The organism is Microcoleus sp. B6-A1 (assembly GCF_036705085.1).
Lineage (GTDB): Bacteria > Cyanobacteriota > Cyanobacteriia > Cyanobacteriales > Microcoleaceae > Microcoleus.
The window spans coordinates 51,237-68,088 of sequence record NZ_JAUBTU010000035.1 but is presented as its reverse complement, the minus strand read 5'-3'; the positions used below and the strand labels follow the sequence as shown (position 1 = coordinate 68,088).

At 45.5% G+C, this 16,852-nt stretch carries 9 protein-coding genes; 5 read left to right on the top strand and 4 right to left on the bottom strand.

Features of this window, described 5'->3' with window-relative positions:
* Positions 1-216 precede the first annotated feature (216 nt).
* The 3 genes from QUB11_RS15195 to QUB11_RS15185 all read right to left on the bottom strand — a co-directional run bounded on the left by QUB11_RS15195 (position 217) and on the right by QUB11_RS15185 (position 3,635).
* On the bottom strand, positions 217-1,458 hold the full coding sequence (locus QUB11_RS15195) for an exonuclease SbcCD subunit D (RefSeq protein ID WP_333202466.1): 1,242 nt from the start codon (positions 1,456-1,458) through the stop codon (positions 217-219).
* Positions 1,459-1,694: 236 nt separating this feature from the next.
* The gene (locus QUB11_RS15190; protein WP_333202464.1) at positions 1,695-2,270 is read right to left on the bottom strand and encodes a Uma2 family endonuclease; all 576 of its coding nucleotides are present in this window, start codon (positions 2,268-2,270) and stop codon (positions 1,695-1,697) included.
* An 87-nt stretch (positions 2,271-2,357) separates the two neighbouring features.
* Positions 2,358-3,635, bottom strand: coding sequence for an ATP-dependent DNA ligase (locus tag QUB11_RS15185; RefSeq protein ID WP_333391017.1), 1,278 nt, complete (start codon positions 3,633-3,635; stop codon positions 2,358-2,360).
* A 352-nt stretch (positions 3,636-3,987) separates the two neighbouring features.
* Here QUB11_RS15185 and QUB11_RS15180 point away from each other — a divergent pair, with 352 nt between their 5' ends.
* From QUB11_RS15180 to QUB11_RS15165, 4 genes are all read left to right on the top strand, one after another.
* Positions 3,988-4,287, top strand: a complete 300-nt coding sequence (locus QUB11_RS15180) for a glutaredoxin family protein (RefSeq protein WP_333202508.1) — start codon at positions 3,988-3,990, stop codon at positions 4,285-4,287.
* Positions 4,288-4,324: 37 nt separating this feature from the next.
* Complete coding sequence (locus QUB11_RS15175; protein WP_333391014.1) at positions 4,325-5,887, top strand: UDP-N-acetylmuramoyl-L-alanyl-D-glutamate--2,6-diaminopimelate ligase; 1,563 nt, start codon at positions 4,325-4,327, stop codon at positions 5,885-5,887.
* A 420-nt stretch (positions 5,888-6,307) separates the two neighbouring features.
* The gene (locus QUB11_RS15170) at positions 6,308-7,312 is read left to right on the top strand and encodes a hypothetical protein (RefSeq protein WP_333391012.1); all 1,005 of its coding nucleotides are present in this window, start codon (positions 6,308-6,310) and stop codon (positions 7,310-7,312) included.
* Between the two features lie 230 nt (positions 7,313-7,542).
* On the top strand, positions 7,543-13,059 hold the full coding sequence (locus QUB11_RS15165; protein ID WP_333391010.1) for an AAA family ATPase: 5,517 nt from the start codon (positions 7,543-7,545) through the stop codon (positions 13,057-13,059).
* Positions 13,060-13,239: 180 nt separating this feature from the next.
* Here QUB11_RS15165 and QUB11_RS15160 read toward each other — a convergent pair whose 3' ends face one another.
* Positions 13,240-14,856, bottom strand: a complete 1,617-nt coding sequence (locus QUB11_RS15160) for a HAMP domain-containing sensor histidine kinase (RefSeq protein WP_333391008.1) — start codon at positions 14,854-14,856, stop codon at positions 13,240-13,242.
* A gap of 406 nt (positions 14,857-15,262) precedes the next feature.
* Here QUB11_RS15160 and QUB11_RS15155 point away from each other — a divergent pair, with 406 nt between their 5' ends.
* A complete protein-coding gene (locus QUB11_RS15155; RefSeq protein WP_333391005.1) occupies positions 15,263-16,669 on the top strand; it encodes a TldD/PmbA family protein in 1,407 nt (468 codons plus the stop codon).
* Positions 16,670-16,852: the final 183 nt, after the last annotated feature.

The following is a 16,852-nucleotide window of genomic DNA, read 5'->3' as shown; positions in this document are numbered from 1 at the left end:
CCCGCCCGTCTTTTTTGGACGGGCGGGACGCCCATCCCACAATAACAATTAAAATTGTAAGTTCTTTAATTCGCGATCCTAAGTAAATGAGTGGTAGGGAGAAACCGGGTTTCTGCGAATCATTTGGGTTGAGTACGAAAAATATAGGAAGAAACCCGGTTTCTGAGATTGTGTGGTAGGGAAAATTTACATACCCGATCTTACCTAAAATTCTACCTAAAATTCGACCAAAACTTCCTCCGTACCACCCAACAAACCCTGCGCCGCCTCTAACATACTCTCAGCCACATCTTTCAAATCTTCGCGACTTGCTAAATAAGTTTTCAAAGCTTCTAACGGTTCTATACTATTATTAGCATTCAATTCGGGTAAACGCGGCCTTGCTAACTGACTGACTAATTCCGGCTGAATTGTGTAGCTGTGCGCCGCGCCGAGAAGTGCGTGCAATTCTGCGTTATCAATGAGATCTAATTGTTCCGATCGCAATTGGTAAATCAATCTCACAACCGCGTCTTGTATCTCTTTCTTGCCAATAGCTTTAACTAACTCAGCTTGCGGGCTTTCAGATTCCGAAACATTCACTTTAATCGTCTGAAACACCCGCACTGGCAAAGTGCAAAATTCCCACTCTGCTTTTCCCCGTTCCAAGTTAACTAACACAAAACCTTTGTCTTCTTTCTCTTCACTAAAATCAACTCGTTCGATACTTCCGGGATAAATTACGGGCGGATTGTTGGAAGCATTGAGATTTTGGTGTTTGTGTACGTGGCCGAGAGCAACGTAATCAAAACAAGGGCGAGTTAGCATGGAAACAGGAATGTTAAAACCTTTGCCAACTGCTAAAAAACGTTCGGCGCCCAGACTTGCTTTATCTGCCATTAAGTGCGCTAAAAGTACGGTTGGTATGTCGGGGTTGAGGCGGCGAATTTCGCCTTCCATTGCGATCGTCAGTTTTTCGGTTAATAATTGGTTAACATCGCCCATAGACAGGCTTTCAGTCTCGGATCGCGTCATTAAGGTCGATCGAGTCAACCAAGGCAATGTTACCACCTGTACGGGCCCGCTGCGGGTTTGAATGAGGTGAGTGTCCAGGCGATCGCCTACAATAAACTTAGGTATCCCCAAAGTCCGATAAATTCCCAAACTCGCGCCACCTTGTCCCTGAGAATGTTGGTCGTGATTTCCTATTAGCAAAACCGTCGGAATTTGCGCGTCAACCAAGCGGCTGAATTGGCGGGCAAAAGCCTCTTTAACAAACGGTGGAGGCGTCGAATCCGGGAAAGCATCGCCGCCGAATATGACTAAATCTACGGGTTCAGAAATTGCTCTATCCATACATTTGCTCAGCGTCGCCGCGAAGTCTTCCAAGCGCGTATTTAAACCGGTTTCGGGATTAATCCGGCCGTGAGAAAAGCCGCTTCCCATGTGAATGTCTGAAAGGTGTAAGATTTTAATCATTGTTTTTTATTTGTTAGCTATTGTTTCGGTTCGTAGTGAGGACTGATATCATGTCCGGTAGAGCGAGATCGATTTTTGTAGGGGCGGGTTCACCAACAATACCTGCCAATAATTGACAATCTCAAAAACCCGCCCTGACCGAGATATTATGGTTAATCGATCGGACATCATATGAAGTCCTCAGAATCAGGACTTGCATTCCTCACTACGAACCTAAGAAAGTTGTTTTTCATACATCACAATATGAGGCCGGGTACTTTTTGATAAATTTCGCTAATGGCACAACTAAAATTCGCACTAACAAATTCTACTCTATCTCCTTGTCGGTAAGTCTGAGAAGCCCAATTTCCCTCAGCATTGAGTCGAAAACACTCAATTTTAATCTCAGATTGAGTGATGAGTACGTATTCTTGCAAACTCGGCGAAGTTTGGTAATCGGCAAATTTATCGCCCCTGTCAAAAGATGCAGTTGAGGGCGACAATACCTCAACTACTAAAGATGGATATAAAATGAAGTCTTCGGTTGAACTTGTATCTCTTTCGTCGCAAGTCACCGCTACATCAGGATAGTAATAGCAATTTGCCTTTTCCAGTCGGACTTTTATATCTGATGATAAAACTAAGCATGGCGTATTCAGAAGATGATTTCCCAGCAGCCGAACTAAATTACTACCAATAACAATATGAGGTTTTTTTGCCCCCGTCATTGCATAAACGTGTCCGCGTCTGTATTCGTGTTTGATGGGGCTTACTCGTTCGCCTTCTAGGTACTCTTCTGGGGAAATGTAGAAATTATTTTTGCTAACAAACATTGATGTGTCCTCCGATATTTTTATTTGACACTATTGGTTAATAATCGCATACCCGGCTGGGAAACGGCACTGCCGTTTCCTACAAATTTAACAAAACTCCAGAAATCGTGCGTGCCATAATTTGCCACTTTCCGTCAAACCCTGCGATCGCACTTTAATTTTGACACTTTTGGGGTTAGCCTCGTAGAGTCGGGCAATTTCCTGCATTTCCTCCCCGCTAAACCCGGTTCCGACGGTTCCTACTGGGACTAATTTGCCATCAATTTCTTGCGCTACTTTGACGGCGCTAAAGGGTCGCCCCGCCACTTTTGTAGCCGTCAAACCCACAATAAACAAATCGTGTTCTTGACAGTATTTAGTCCTCACCATCGGATATTTTTTAACATCTTTGCCGCCGACATACTGGCAGTTGTGCAACACCCAAACTTCGCCTTCTTTATTTTCAGATTCCTGCTGATTTGCCAGGACGATTTTTTCGGCGGTGGTGCGAAATGTCGGTACAACTTCAAAGGCTGGGGATAAAGTCGCCAGCATTTTGCCAACTTCAACTCCCGCTGCAATTCGTTCGGATTCTGCCACGGTAGTTAAGTCATTGCCTTTTAAAAACAAACTTTTAAAAATGGCATAAATTGCGGTTGGCTGGGTTGTCGGAAAACCGCTTTCAATATTAACTGTAGCAGCTTGTGCCCCGGTGCGGTGTTCGCTGCCCGTACAGCTTTTGTAATACAGTTCGCCGTCTAAAACAAAGGTGCCAATTTTAGCGGCTGTGTCGATTAATGTGCGATCGATCTCAATTGATGCTTGTTGCCGCAGGTTAGTCGATCGCGATTGGTAGTATACTTTATCTGGCGTCGCGATGACCACTACTCGATTGCCGTCGCGTTTTGGCTGTCCCCAATAATCGGGATTTTCGATGTAATAAGAACGTTCACTCGGCGCGTCAACTGGCTGCATTGTCACAATCCTTCCCGGCTGCAAATGCGGCGGCAATTCGGGAACTACGGGGTTATTAACAGTCTCTATTTTTGGGGCGGAAGTTGATTTTGCAGCAGGAGCAAGATTGGTGGTAGAATTGTTTGGAGTATTGAGGGCGATCGGCTTTTCTCCGGTTTCCAATTCAAACGCTCTTTTCCAAAAGCCGATCGCCATTTCGGGGTATCCTTCCGACTCCGCGCACAGTGCAAAACCGATAACTTTTGCCGTACCGATGCCGCGCCCATAATCAGATAAATACTGCACGGCCCCCGCTTCTCCCATCAAGTGCAATCCTCGCGTGACGATGCGATTGTTCCAGCGTTCTCGAATGTCGGCGCTAATTTTTTTAGCTGCTTTTCGCTTGGCTTCGGCGTATTCGGTGCAGTCCATACTGCCTCCTTTATGTAGGGCTATTTATATACTATACTCATCATTGATTTATTAGTCAAGCATAACTGGACAATTAGGTGGTGTGAATAAATTTAACTCTTTCATTTGTGAACTAGATTTATTTTTAAACCGCAGAGGCGCAGAGGGCACAGAGGAAGAGAAGAAAGAGAGGGATGGGGTTGTAGTGTTTTGATTGTCAAGCTTGGTAATCTGTTCGCTGCCAATGCTAAGATAACTTCGATCGCGCATGGCGACCAATAAAGCCGTAAGTTGCGTCTTACTCGCGTTGGATTCGCTTTCCTTGCGATCGCACCTTCGAGAATTTAAGAGCGAGTTTAATTGTACTCTTATGATGCGATTGATTTTGTACAGCAAACCCGGATGCCACTTGTGCGAAGGGTTGCAAGAAAAACTCGAACAGATTGAAAGCCTGAAGTTTCAACTCGAAGTCCGAGATATTACTGAACGTGACGACTGGTTTCAAGCTTATCAGTACGAAGTTCCAGTTTTGTTTAAAGTGCAGCCTCAGCCAATAAATTCTGCTAGCGATGCTGCATTGTCCCCGGAAGAACTTGTGCCCCGTCCTTCTCCCCGCTGCACAATTGTCCAATTGGAACAAATGTTACAGAAATATTTGCAAATAGATGAGTAAGAATAGATTCAACACATCCAAGTGAGGAGTTTTTCAGATGAAATTGAGAGAATTATTAGCAGCAGTTCCCAGCATTTCCTTTGACGCCAAACATCCCGCCCTCGATGCCGAAGTCAAGGGTTTATCTACTAATTCCCACGCTTGTCAGGCGGGGGATTTATTTTTAGGAATGCCGGGAACTCGTGTAGATGGGGGAGATTTTTGGCAAAGTGCGATCGAATCTGGTGCACTTGCCTCCATAATTTCCACCCAAGCAGCCGAGAAAACACCCCCCCAACCCCCCCTTAGCAAGGGGGGGCTAGAAGAGGTTCCTTCCCCCCTTAGCAAGGGGCTAGAAGAGGTTCCCTGCGTCATGGCAGCAGCGGATATGGCTCAAGTTTGCGGCCAAATAGCCACTGCTTTTTACGGCAATCCAGCTAGCAAATTAAAACTTGTCGGCGTTACCGGGACTAATGGCAAAACTACAACAACTCATTTAATCGAATTTTTGCTCAATGAAATGCAGTTGCCGACGGCAATTTTTGGTACGCTTTATACTCGCTGGCCGGGTTTCCAAAAAACTGCACTTTACACCACACCTTTTGCTGTTGACCTGCAAAAGCAATTAGCAGAAGCTGTAGCAGCCGGATGCAAACACGGGGTGATGGAAGTCAGTTCCCACGCTTTAGCGCAACAGCGAGTTTTGGGCTGTAGTTTTGACGTTGCTGTCTTTACAAATTTGACTCAAGACCATCTCGACTATCACCGCGATATGGAAGATTATTTTGAGGCTAAAGCGCTTTTGTTTAGTCCAAACTACCTCAAAAATCGCGCTGTAGTTAATATTGACGATCCCTACGGAAAGCGGATAGTTGAAACCATCAAATCTGAAAAAGTTTGGAGTTACAGCACTGTTCTGAAAACGGCAGATTTGTATGCTGATGATTTAGAATATCAGCCTAATGGAGTTAAGGGAATGCTGCACACTCCCAAGGGCGAAACTGCTTTTTCTTTGCCTTTAGTCGGTCAGTTCAATTTATCAAATATGTTGGCGGCTGTCGGTGCTGTTTTAGAATTGGGTTTAGATTTGTCCGCAATTGTGGAGAAATTATCTCAGTTTTCGGGAGTTCCGGGACGGATGGAACGGGTGCAAATTAGTCCCGACCAAGATATTAGCGTAATTGTCGATTACGCGCACACTCCCGACAGTTTGGAGAACTTGCTGAAGGCGTCGCGGCCGTTTATTCCGGGTCAGATGATTTGCGTGTTTGGCTGCGGTGGCGATCGCGATCGCACTAAGCGGCCGATCATGGGTAAAATCGTTGCAGAATTAGCCGATTTAGCTGTTGTTACTTCCGACAATCCGCGCACGGAAAATCCCGATCGCATTTTGGAGGATGTCCTAGCAGGAATTCCCGCCGAAGTCAAGCCGATCGTGATGTGCGATCGAGCCGCTGCAATTCGCACTGCTATTATGGACGCTAAACCGGGAGATGGCGTGCTGATTGCAGGGAAAGGACACGAAGATTATCAAATTTTGGGCACCGAAAAAGTCCATTTTGACGATCGAGAACAAGCGCGAGATGCCTTGAAAGAAAGAAGGAACGAGCTTAGCAGTTAGTTATTAGTTATTGGTTATTGGTTCCCAGGTCGCTCCTGGGAACCAGTTAAATAACAAATAATAAATACAATACTTCGGACACTTTTTAATGGGCAACGGTATAATGGGGGTTTGGGACTCCAAGATGCCAAGTTCGCTAACGGTAGAATGAAGGTTTCAGCCATTTTTCTAAAAACTGTCCGGGGTATTGTAAATAAAAAATCGGTATTTTCACTAGTAGACAAACTGGTTTCTCTAGGCTTATAATAATGAATATAAAATCTTTCCTAAAAAAGCGGTCGCTATAATCTAAATCACAAAACATCAAATTTTAGCTCGCATTGACCCAGAGAGGTGCATCATTATCGATAGATCGAAAAATTCGCATAGATAACGAATAATCGATTATCGTCAAACCGTTGCGGAGTAAAGACTAAATTCATGACTACTTATCCCTATTTGGTGCAACCAACATCATTCGATCCATTGTTACCTTCGGTAGACTTATCTGTTTCCTTCGCCCAAAAGTATTTGCAACAGACGAAAAGCAGTGACTCTGCACCTGTTGTTAACGATAACTTTCTCGAACGACGGCGTGCCCAAATCGCAAAAAAAATGTTGGAATCGCTGCGTTCTGTAAGTGCAAAATCCTGGACTAGAACGGAAGATTTGCTGTCGCAAGTATTAGTTGAACACGGAATTGATACCGATTTAATCGATCCGTGGCAGATTTCTGGTGGGATTCATAAAGTCTACAAGTTGGCGATCGAAGCCTATGCTCAGCAACTACCGCCCCATAGTATTGTCACCAAAGTCAGCCCAGTGCTCGGCGAAGTCCGAAAGCAAGTCACAGCAATTGACCCGCGCGTGATTGGCTTTGTAGCCATGCAATATCACTACACAGGAGTGCAGTTGATGGAGTTGCTTCCCGACGGTGAACAGGAAAAGTTTGCTAACTACGTCAAGATTCTCGACGATCATCTGTATATGCCACTGCAACGCGCCTACAGTGCGGCGGGGAAGCATCCAGCGGATTCGGTGGCGCTGCAATCTGTACGGTTGCTGATGCCGATGATGACCAAGATTTCTGAACGGATAGTCGATCGCGTAAATCAATTATACCCGCGCTATCGCTGTCATTCTGGGCTGCTCAACACTCCAAATATCCGCACATCTAGCATCCGCGATGTCGAGATGTTTCAAGTTTATATGTGGGTTTGTCTGCTCGAAGGGAATCTGCACGCCCTAGAGACAGAATTGTTTCCCCTGTGCGTGATGATTTACCCTAAACTAAATGTGAATTGGGGACTTATCAGCAAAATGACTCACTTACTGCGTAAGGAGATTGGGGCCTGTCTGTCACCCGAGCAAGCGCAGTATTGTGAACCATTCTACGAGATTCTGCGCCGTATGTTTTCAGCGGAAGTTTTTCCTAATACTGATTAATATCGCTTCTGTGAATGTTTCATCAACGGCTGAAATTCCATCTCATAAGTATCTCTGGCAATCTGGCTGCAAAGCTCTCAAAGCTCTGTCCAGAAATATCTTTCGGGTTCATGACTTGTTAACAGTCTAGGGCCAGCCAAGCCGATGAAGCCCCTAGATTAATTAAATCAAGGGGTAAATTATAGTGAAAATCAGAGTACAAAATACTTTAACAAAAAAGAGCGATCGCTATGATAGAATTAGCTGGCTATCAAATTTTCGCTGGAATTTATTCAGGCACTCGCACCCTAGTTTATCGCGGAATTCGCCTGTGCGACCGAAAACCGGTCGCCATCAAAGTCTTGCGAAATGAGTATCCCAGCTTCAGCGAACTCTTGCATTTTCGCAATCAATACACGATCGCCAAAAACCTAAATTTGCCCGGAATCATCCAAACCTACAGCTTGGAACCCTACCGGAACGGCTATGCGCTGATTGTGGAAGACTTGGGGGGAATTTCTCTGAAGGAATGGACGGGGAAAGGAAAAGCCGTGCAATCTCTGGTTGATTTTTTCCAAATTGCGATCGACCTGAGCAATACATTAGATATACTGTACCGCCACCGCATCATTCACAAAGACATTAAGCCCGCCAATATTTTAATAAATCCTGAGACTAAACAAGTCAAACTCATTGACTTTAGTATTGCATCTTTGCTGCCACGAGAAACTCAAACACTGATGAGTCCCAACGTAATCGAAGGAACACTCAGCTATATATCTCCCGAACAAACAGGAAGGATGAATCGCGGCCTTGACTACCGCACAGATTTCTATTCATTAGGTGTAACTTTTTACGAATTGCTGACAGGAAAATTGCCATTTCAATCCACCGATCCAATGGAATTGATCCACTGTCATATTGCCCAGCACCCAACATCTGTACGTGAAATTAATCCCGAAATACCCCTTGTCCTCTCGGAAATAGTCAGCAAATTGATGGCAAAAAATGCCGAAGCTCGCTATCAGAGTGCATTAGGGCTGAAAGCGGATTTAAAAAAATGTTGGCAACAACTCAATGAGACAGGTAAAATTGAGAGTTTTGCCATTGGGCGGCGGGATTTTTGCGATCGCTTTATCATACCCGAAAAACTCTACGGCAGAGCAACCGAAGTCGCTGCATTATTAGCAGCATTCGATCGAGTAGCAAACCCCTCTAAATCTCGTTCCCCAGAAGAGCCTGGAACCGATAGAAATGATGGAAAAGAAGATCTCCTCTTGATTAAGGAGGACTGGCGTGACTCGAACTTATCCCGCAGGGAAATGATGCTAGTTGCCGGATTTTCCGGCATTGGGAAAACCGCTGTAGTCAACGAAATTCACAAACCCATAGTTCGGCAACGCGGTTATTTTATCAAAGGCAAATACGACCAATTTCAACGCAACATTCCCTTTAGTGCTTTTGTGCAAGCCTTCCGAGATTTAATGGATCAATTACTCTCAGAAAGCGACGCTCAGCTAGAACGATGGCAAAGGAAAATTATCAAGGCTCTTGGCGAAAACGGTCAAGTTATTGTAGAAGTAATTCCTGAATTGGAACGAATTATTGGCAAACAACAGCCTGTCTCGGAACTTTCGGGAAGTGCCGCCGAAAACCGTTTCAATTTACTATTTCAAAAATTTATCTCGGTTTTTGCTACAAAAGAACATCCCTTAGTGATTTTTTTGGATGATTTGCAATGGTCAGATTCAGCATCCCTGAAGCTTTTGCAAGTGTTGATGAGTGAAAAAGGTAGTCAGAATTTGCTGGTAATTGGGGCATATCGAGATAACGAAGTATCTCCGGCTCATCCATTTATGTTGGCAGTAGCAGAGATGGAAAAATCCCAAGTAACGGTAAATACTATTACCTTAGAACCTCTGAGTCAAGTCGATATTAACGATTTGATAGCAGATACGCTCTCGTGCGAGATCCTTCTTGCTCAGCCATTAACCGAGTTAGTTTATCAAAAAACCAAAGGCAATCCATTTTTTGCCACGCAATTTCTCAGGGCGCTACAGGAAGATGGGCTGATTGCGTTTAACTCCACCCCCTTTTCCCAGGGGGGAGAGAGGCGGGTAACAGGGGGGTGGCAGTGCGATATCGCCAAAGTCAAAGCCCTCACTATTACCGATGATGTAGTGGAGTTTATGGCGGTGCAATTGCAGAAATTGCCGCCAAAGACTCAGGATGTTCTGAAGTTGGCTGCGTGCATTGGAGCGCAGTTTGATTTGAATACATTGGCGGTAGTCAGCGAGAAGTCGCCGGAAGAAACTGCTGCCGATTTATGGAAATCCTTGCAAGAAGGATTCATCTTACCAACCAGTGAAATTTACAAGTTTTATATAGGTAAAGAAGAGGGGAAAAGCACCACCAACTTGCCAAATACCGCCGCTCAATTACCTCACTACAAATTTCTCCACGATCGGGTTCAGCAAGCTGCTTATTCATTAATTCCTGATGACCAAAAGCAAGCCACACATCTCAAAATAGGACAGTTACTTCTTCCGAATTTCTCTGAGGTTGAAATAGGAGAAGAAGTGTTCGACATTATTAATCATTTTATCATTGGCTCGGAGCTAATAACGCAGCAACAAGAACGAACCAAGCTTGCTAAGATTAGCCTCTTTGCAGGGCAGAGAGCTAAACTCTCAACTGCTTATGAATCGGCGACAAAATATCTCGCTTTCGGTTTAAGTTTCCTACCAGCTAATAAATGGGAGTCTGCTTATAAATTAACATTTACGATGTATTTAGAAAGCCTTGAGGCTGAATTTTTGGCAGGTCATCTTGAGGAAGCTGAAAATTTGATAAAAATCGCCTTTAGTTATGCCAACTCAAGTCTTGAGCGAGCCAAAATTATTGCGATCCAGCTAACTCATTATCAAAATAATGCCCTGTATCAAAAGGCGATTCAGGTAGGAATTGAAGGCCTGGAACTGTTAGGCTTAGAACTGGCGATTATGCCAGATGAAGCAGAGTTAGAAGGGATGGCTCTGGAAGTTAAAAAAACCTTAAATCAGCGCGCAGTTGCAGGACTAATCGACGCACCACTCATTGTCGATGAAGAACGCCAGATGCTGATCAAACTGCTAATGAACATGGTACCGCCCACTTACCTGACTAATCAGGAGTTGTTAGTGTTGGTTGTTTTACACATGACCAATCTCTGTTTGCAATACGGGAATACCAATGTGGCGGGTTTTGTTTATGTTTGGTATGGCACAATCCTCTGCCAACGCTTTCAAGACTATGAACTGGGCTATGAGTTTGGAGTTTTAGGGTTGAAGGTGAATGAAAAATTTCATAACACTACCCTAAATGGCAAAATTTATATGTCCTTCGGCAACTTTATCAACCATTGGCGTAAGCACGTCAGTTCCAATCTTGTTTTGCAACAAGCTGCTTATCAGGGCGCAATGGAGGTAGGGGATTTTTCTTGGTGTCATCACAGTGCTCTGTTCAGTTTCTGGCAGCAGGCGATCGTCTCAAGCGATATTCACAGTTTGCTGGCTCGACATGAAAAGTACATCAGCTTTGCGGAACGAACGGAGATTACGACAGCTTTTGCCCTAATTCTTCAGTGCAAGCTCCTAGAGAATTTGCAAGGGCTAACGATAGGGAAGTATAGCATTAGCTCTGAAACATTTGATGAAGAGTCGGCGCTAGCAACATTCACTGAAATTGGCTATGGCTATGGCAGTAGCACTTACTATTTCGCTAAAGCATTTTTGTTTTTCACCTATGGTGAGTATGCTAAAGCTTATGAAATGTTAGTAGCTGCGGCAGAGTTTTCTAATACACTATATGGACAATTTCAACGTGTTCTGCATTGTTTTTATCAGTCTTTGAGTGTATTGCAACTTTATGGGCTAGCACCGGAAAAACAACAAAAAGATTATCAAGAAGTTGTTCAGAATAATCGGGAACAACTTCAAATCTGGGCACACAACTGTCCTGAAAACTGTCTGTCAAAATTTCGGCTTTTAGAGGCGGAGATGGCCCGTGTTGCTGAAGAAAAATGGCAGGCTGCTGATTTTTACGATCGCGCCATTCAACTCGCTAAAGAAAACCAATTCCTCAACGAAGAAGCCCTCGCCAACGAACTCGCCGCTAAATTCTATCTCGGCTGGGGCAAAGAAAAAGTCGCTGCAGGCTATATGCAGGAAGCCTACTATTGTTACGCTCGCTGGGGAGCAAAAGCCAAAACCGATGACCTAGAAAAACGTTATCCCGATCTGCTGCGTCCCATCTTACAACAGTGCGTCCAACCCTTCACTATTTTAGAAACCCTATCCACCCTCACCAATCCCACCTACTCAATTCATTCGAGTACCCACCACACTACCTCAAGCACCTCGATCAACCAGGCTCTAGATTTTTCGACTCTGCTGCAAATCTCCCAAATGATCTCCAGCACGATCGACCTCGATGAGTTGCTGCAAATTGTGACCCAAACCATGTTACAAAACTCGGGAGCCGATCGCTGTGTACTGATGCTGTGCCAAGATCAACAATGGCAAGTGCGGGCGATAGCTACCTGGGAACACATTAGCCTGCAAACGGAACCCCTAGAGAACAATCCCACTGTTCCGGTTAAATTAATTCAGTATGTCAAAAACACCCTAGCAACAGTTGTCATTGATCACGCCAAAACTGATCTGCCTGTGATGGACGATTATTTAGAACACCACCAACCAGAGAGTTTGCTGGGTTTGCCAATTCTAAATCAGGGGAATCTGGTCGGAATTTTGTATCTAGAAAATCGGATAACCACAGGGGTGTTTAGTCGCGATCGCCTCCTAGTGCTGAATTTTCTCTCTAGTCAAGCGGCGATCGCTCTGGAAAATGCCCGCCTCTATCACCAAGTGCAGCAGACTTTGAATGAACTTCAGCAAACTCAGATGCACATGATCCAAAGTGAAAAGATGTCAGCATTAGGTAATCTAGTGGCAGGGGTTGCCCATGAAATCAACAATCCCGTTGGTTTCATTGCCGGGAACATTAATGAAGCTCATGCTGGACTCCAAGACTTAATTGATTATTTGCACCTCTATCAAGAAAAGTTTCCTGAACCGGGAGCAGAATTGATTGAGAAAGCAGAGGAAATAGATTTAGATTATCTAGTAGAAGATTTACCCAAAATGTTGAGTTCCATGAAAATAGGGTGCGAGCGCATCAAAAACATCAGCACCTCCCTCCGCACTTTCTCTCGGGCCGATACGGTTGATAAAGTTGAGGCCAATATCCACGAAGGCCTCAATAGCACTTTGATGATTTTACGCCATCGCCTGAAAGCGAACGACAAGCATCCTGAAATTAAAATCATTAAAGAGTACGGCAATATTCCCAAAGTAAAATGTTATTTGGGACAATTAAACCAGGTATTTATGAATTTGTTAGCAAATGCGATCGATGCCTTAGAAGAATCGAATCAAGGACGGAGTTTTGCCGAAATTCAAGCCCATCCCAATCACATCACTATTCGGACAAAAGTAGAAAGTGAAAAAGTAAAAATTTCCATCGCCGATAACGGAAAAGGAATGTCAGAAGAAGTGAAAAATCGTATTTTCGACCATCTATTTACCACTAAAGATGTGGGCAAAGGAACGGGGTTAGGACTGGCGATCGCGCGTCAAATTGTAGAAGAAAAACACGGCGGCAAACTGAGTTGTTTTTCTACACCGGGAGAAGGAACGGAGTTTGTCATTGAGATTTTAATTGATTGAAGGTTAGTTGTCCGTTGTCCGTTGTCCATTGTCCGTTGTCCGTTGTCCGTTGTTGACCGATATTATTAATCTCTCTCTTCTCTTCCTCTGCGTTCTCTGCGTCCTCTGCGGTTAAATTATTCCGATGCAACCGCAATTGATATGACAACCAACAACTGACAACCAACAACTGACAACTGACTATTGCAGCGGCAAAAATACCGTCATCACCTCACCCTTTTGGGGCCGCTGGCGAATTACCAACTTCCCGCCAGCAGCCCGAAATAAATTCTTAGTCACGCTCAAATTTAAACTCAAACTTCCCGTCTCCGGCTGCACCATCAACAAAGGCCCGATCGAGCGCAAAGGAGCATGCGCCGCTTCTGCAAAAGTCGATGCGACATTACCTTCAGGTAAGTGTTCCGATTCCAACTGCAACTTTAACTGATTGCCGGCTAGTGTCACCTCCACCTGAATGCGACTCCCGGAAGGCAAAGTTCGAGTAAAATTCTCAATCAAATTAGTTAAAACCTGATCCAGCATCGTCGGATCGCTGACTACCGCCGGCAACTTTTTCGGCACAATAACTTCCAAAGTGTGGTTTCGCACAGCCGCCTGTTTTTGCCAGCGGGGAATGCTATTTTGTAGCACTTCACCGAGGGACATTGCTGTTAGCTGCACGCCAGAATTTTTAGCTTGCGACATTTCCAATTCCACGGCGCGGAAAATTAAACCGAAGCGATCGATCTGAGCGGTACACTCAGCATCAATCATTTCCAAACGCTTGACCACCACTGGCTCAAGTTTGGGACGTTTCAGCAACAATCGAGTCAGCGTGCGAATAGTAGCCAAAGGAGTGCGGACTTCGTGGGCGATCGCCTGTAGCAATTCCACCTCTTTCGTAGCGAGAGGAATTGGAGATTGGCAGTTGATATCTGTAGCCGATAACTTGTGATGTCTATGGTTCAAACCATCATCACTTCTTTCATCCTTTATCCTGCCTGCTTCCTCTTTCCCAACCGGCAAATTATGCAACAGCAAGCGGCTGAACTGCATCACTGTTTGATAATTTGGCTCCACAGGCAAAAACTGCTGGAACAGCGCGTCTAATTTAGTAGAATTATTAGTTAATTGGCTAACTGGTAAATTGAAGCTACCGTCAGAATTGGCAAGCAAACATTCGCTTTCAGTCACCCTGCGCCGCAAAACCTCCCAAGCTTTGGCGACTACTTGCGGATCGAAAGAAAATAGAAAAGCCGGAATTCCTGCAGAATTTTCACCCAAAACCATCACCAGGCTAAAACTAGCAGTTAAAACCAAACAAAACTGCTCGTTGGCTAAGGGATCACCACTTGCCAAAGCCAAAGCCGGGGCCGCCGCAGGCACTGATATTTGCACATCAGCCGCCGGCATTAAAGCTAAAGTTTGTCTAGCCCGAAAAGACCACAAAGCTGCATCGTTGTCGGGAATACTGGTAAAAATCCAATTGGCAAAGCCGTTGGCCAAAGCGGGGTGAGTCAAAACCGAAGACGGGCCCGACAACACCAATCCCTGACAGGAATTGGGGATTGTCGATCGACCATTTGCTCGATCAGCATCTGTTTTTTGTCCTGCTTTTTGCCGATCGAGCATTTGATTCAAAGCTGCGATCGCCCCATACCATTCCTGTTCAGCTTTGGGCCGAGAAGCCCCACGGCTTGCAGGACACCGATGGCGGTTGTTTCCTCCCGCCAACTTAGCATCAAAGAGACTGAGGTCATTTTCTTGGCCTTCGGAGGCTAAAATTTCGCTTATTGTCGGTAAAAAGTAAGTATTCATAGTAGTTATAAACCCACCTTCGGAGGCATGAAGGGTGAAGTATTTATGTATAGGAAAGTTCAGGAGTTAGGAGTCAGTCGATTTTAGATTTTAGATTTTAGATTTTAGATTTACCCCACAGATGCAATCTGGGAGATTGAACTTTGGTCTAAAATTTTTATCTTTCCACGACAGGAGTACGTGGCACGGTATCCGTTTTTGGGCTGGGTCAAGCACCAGCACGATCGAAAAATCCCGCATAATTTCTTGCGCCTTCCTCCTAACTCACAGGATATCCACATTTGTCAACTAACGATATTGGCAGAACCGTACCAATAAGTCGCAATCTCCGCGCTTGGGGCGATATTTTGTACGATCGCCCTGACAACAGTGCAAAATGAAGTAAGTTAAACACCGTGCTTTCCTTATGCCCACCTCGATCGCCGACTCGAAAAATCTGCTGTCAGACTTAATGGCACGCTACCGCCACCAAGTCGATTATCTGGCAATTCGACTGGAAGAAGCCGAAGGCACCGACATCCTGCTGCGAGGCGAAAAAATTGAAACCCTCAGCGAAGGAGTCTCAATTGGCGGCCAAGTCAGAGCTTGTCACAAAGGCGGTTGGGGCTTTGCCAGTTTTAACCGACTTTCCACCCTCGCCGAAAGAATCGAAGAAGCCATCGCCGCGGCCAAACTGATCGGCGAAGAAGAAACGATCCTGGCGCCTGTCACCCCAGTACAAGACATTTGCTTGCTGCCGCTGACAGGAACAGACCCCCGTCTGGTTCCCCTAATTGACAAAAAGCAATTGTGCGATCGTTACGCGGCCATCCTCCGCAGCATTGACCCCCGCATCGCCACAATCTCCGTGCGCTACGGCGACAGCACCCAGCGGATCATCCTCGCCACCTCCGAAGGCACCATGCTCGAACAAGGTTGGGCAGACATGGAAATGCGCTTTGCCGCCACAGCCCGCAGCGGGGAAACCGTACAAACCGGCCGCGAAACCACTGGTTCCCGCAAAGCTTACGAAGATTTAACCGATCTCGATGTTCAAGTTCGCAGCGCCGCCCAGAGAGCCGTAGATTCCCTAGCCTTACCCCCCGTCCAAGGCAACACCTACACCGTCGTCATCGACCCAATTTTGACCGGATTATTCGTCCACGAAGCCTTCGGACATCTTTCCGAAGCCGACATGGCCTACGAAAATCCCGACATTTTGGAAATTATGACCCTCGGCCGCCAGTTCGGCCCCAAAAACTTGCAAATTTTCGACGGTGCATCGCCAGAAGGACACCGGGGCAGCTATTTCTACGACGACGAAGGCACTCCCGCGACTACTACTCAGTTAATTAAAGACGGCGCTTTAGTCGGGCGGCTGCACTCGCGGGAAACGGCGGGCAAATTGGGAGAAACGCCTACTGGCAATGCTCGCTGTTTGAATTATCATTATCCGCCGATCGTCCGCATGACGAATACTTGGATCGAACGCGGTGACACGCCAGTTGCTGACTTATTTTCTGGTATCAAAGAAGGAGTTTATGCGCGCAATTGGCAAGGCGGCATGACTAACGGCGAAATGTTTACTTTCAGTGCCGGCGAAGCTTGGATGATCCGCGACGGAAAATTAGACAATCCGGTGCGGGATGTTACTCTTTCGGGTAATGTTTTCAGCACTTTAGCTGATATTGAGGCGATCGGCGACGATTTCTACTGGGATGAATCCGGCGGCTGCGGCAAGGCAGGACAAAGCGGTTTGCCCGTCGGCTGCGGCGGCCCGAGTTTGCGGATTCGCGATGTCGTTGTTGGTGGCGAAGCTGCAGAAGAAGATTAAAGCTGCAAAAGTTTAAAAAATAAAGGTAAAGCCCAAGATTCCTACTCGCGCTTTACCTTTATTTTTTGAATGCAACATTTCGGGCCCGTTTGTGGTATCTGATATTTTGAGGATATTTGGCCAAAAAAACCGGAATAGCCAAAAATTATGTCTTGAGTCCTCAAATACGGCTGAAAAATCGGT